This is a genomic window from Candidatus Frankia alpina (assembly GCF_902806485.1).
In the GTDB taxonomy this organism is placed as follows: domain Bacteria; phylum Actinomycetota; class Actinomycetes; order Frankiales; family Frankiaceae; genus Frankia; species Frankia alpina.
Genome location: NZ_CADCWT010000397.1, coordinates 1 through 2,727, shown reverse-complemented (window position 1 = coordinate 2,727; position 2,727 = coordinate 1). Strand labels below are relative to the sequence as shown.

2 protein-coding genes are annotated in these 2,727 nt (G+C 60.0%); both read right to left on the bottom strand.

From position 1 onward, the window contains the following. Positions 1-27: 27 nt before the first annotated feature. Positions 28-1,146 carry a glycosyltransferase gene (locus tag G6R25_RS23200; protein ID WP_268903866.1) on the bottom strand — a complete coding sequence of 373 codons (1,119 nt, stop codon included), beginning with the start codon at positions 1,144-1,146 and terminating at the stop codon, positions 28-30. Positions 1,147-1,819: 673 nt separating this feature from the next. After that, on the bottom strand, positions 1,820-2,727 hold a 908-nt coding region (locus tag G6R25_RS23195), incomplete at its 5' end, for a polyprenol monophosphomannose synthase (protein ID WP_205447392.1).

Below are 2,727 nucleotides of genomic sequence, written 5' to 3'. Positions count from 1 at the left end.
ACATTCATCGCAACCTAGAGTAACCAGTCAGCACGGAAAGTGACCTTCGCGCGGCCCTGGCCACGACACCGATCCATCACGTTGCTTTGCAGTGATGGTGAAGCTGCTGCGAGACCCGCTGATCACGGTCAGTGCGGCTGCCGCGAACGCAGGGAACGAGATAAATCCGGCAATAATCCCTCGCCAGGTCGACCGGCCTCGTGCCGCCGCCCAAAAAGCCGATTGCCCAAAGAGAAAATAAGGGAGGAAGTGTCGAAGGAAGCCGGCCGCATCCGCGCCCCGCACCGCGGGAATCTGCGTCACGACGAAGATGATCGGAGTCAGTAGATAGACAAGGTCGCGAAACCCCGAAATATAGTGAGTGCAGGACAGGCTGTACTGAAGGCGTTGTGCTCCCGTCAGCCTGCTTCGTGGATGGACAAGGTCTGACCAGTGGGTCTTGAGAACCTCGAAGGTGCCACGCGCCCAACGGTTCTGCTGTTTCAGGTAATTGGCGGCATCGACGGGGCCGAGTCCCTCGGCGAATTTGCCCTCAAGATAGACTCCGCGCCAGTCGGGTGCCAGCCGGATAGACGCCGCAAAATCCTCGGTGACCGAGTCCTGCGGCATCCAGCCGATCGAGTCCAGCACCATGGCTCTGATCACGACATTTGTGCCGCAGATGAAGGACGCGTTTCGGGCGGCCTTTCCTGCGCAGAGCACATCATAGAAGAGTGCCTGCTGGTCTGCGGCCCAGCGAGCTATCGGAAGATCTGTGTTGCGATAATACTGCGCGGTCTGAACCCAGCCGACCGCAGGATCGGAAAAGGGCGACAGCGTGGCAACGAGAAAATCAGGGGTCGGCACCATGTCGGCGTCGAAGACCGCTAGCAGGGCGTCTCCGGTGGCACCAACCAGGTGACGAACGTTCTCGATGTTCCCAGCCTTGGCCCCGCCTCCCACCGTTCGGGTGATGCAGGTTACTCCGAGCTCTCTGACGCAGCTCTCCACCAGATGCCAGTCGGGGTTTCCCGCCACGCGCCCGTCATTGCAGACCATGCTATGGACCCGAGCTTCCGGGTTCAGCCGCAAGTACTCCGAGCGAGCCGCGATGGCACCCTCGACTGTCGGGCCAAGTACCGACATCGACTCGCCGGCAGTGGGGATCAGAATATAGATTGGAAAGCGGCTCGGGTCGTCAATCTGCGATAACGGAGGAGGCTCCTTCGGCCAGATGGTTGCCTGTAGCCCGAGTGCGTGAAGGGCTCCGAAGACCTCGGCGACGAGGAGGGGAAGCGCAAGACATGCTGCCGACCAGTTCGTGACCGAGATCCGCCAAGCAAGGTAGTCGACCGTGCTGAAGAGGACTCCGACCGTACTTGCCGTGACTCCGTGGGCGCCCCGAGCCCGCGACGAGGGCGAGAGTCATCAAAGCCGCGGCGCCGGAGGCCCAAGGACCCGGCCGAAGCCACATGAGCGTGATAATAAATGCGATCGCGAGAAGTGGAAACCTGACCCGACGAAGAAAGCTTCGACCGGGTACGAGTTCGCCCGGCTGGTGCGACAGCGGATCTTCGTCGAAGACATCTCGGCGTTCCGGCGGCATGGCCCGGCGCGCATCGGAAGGACGAAAAGTAACTGTCATCTACGGGAGTTCAGCCGGCGAAGTATGGGGCGACATCTGGCTCTGGGCTGCTTTCGGCTGCGGAAGATCCTGGTGTGCCGCCCCCCGGTCTGCCGAAGAGGCATGTGGCGGCCTCTTTGTCCTGGCGTATGAAGAATTTCTGCGGAGGTAGGTATCCTACCCTTGCAATTCTTTTTCCAGCGATCGGCTCCCGTGCTACTCCGGGAAATCCTCGGTCGTGTCCCGTGAGGTCGGCCAGTGAGAGTTGCTGATGCTGTGGGGAGCCGGACACCATTTCGCCGCCAGTCCCCAGCGAGTGACTTTCGCGAGGGCCTCTAGGACGACCATGGATGACATCTTGGACTGCCCGGCCTCGCGCTCGCGGAAGACGATCGGAACCTCCTGGATTCGAAAGCCGTGGATCCAGGAGAGGTATGCTGTCTCTACCTGAAAGCAGTATCCGGTGGAAGTGAGCGCGGATACCGGGAGAGCTCTCAGGACATGGTGGTGGAAGACACGATAGCCCGCTGTGGCATCGGCTACCGGGAGCCTGAGTACCCGTTGGACATACCGATTTCCAGTTCGCGAGATAAGCTTACGCAGTGGGGACCAGCCTGCTGTCGAACCGCCTTTTATATAGCGGGAACCGATTACCAAGTCTGCTTTTGGCGCGGCTTTCAGCATACGGGGAAGATCGCGCGGATCGCGAGAAAGATCCCCATCAATCTCAACTAGTAGCTGGTATCCCCGTGTGATGCCCCAATCGAATCCGGCGCGATAGGAGGCACCCAAACATTGCTTCGAGATCCGGCTCAGAAGATGCACTCGGGCGTCGGCCGCCATAACCGACTTGATGATGTCGAGTGTGCCGTCCGTGCTTCCGTCGTCGACGACCAGTATATCAATAGCAGTGTCCGCTGTCCGCAACCCGAATATAACCTGTGCGATGCTTCCCGATTCGTTGAAAGTGGGAATTACGCAAAGTATTTTCATCGCGCCAGCCTGCGATTCAGTGTGATGGCCCATCTTGGGCGTGTCGCAGCGTCTGTAGTCACCAAGATCCCCCCGGCTTGATGTGAGTCGATGCCGGGTCGAGGTCAGACCTGGCGGTTCCCGACTACCTG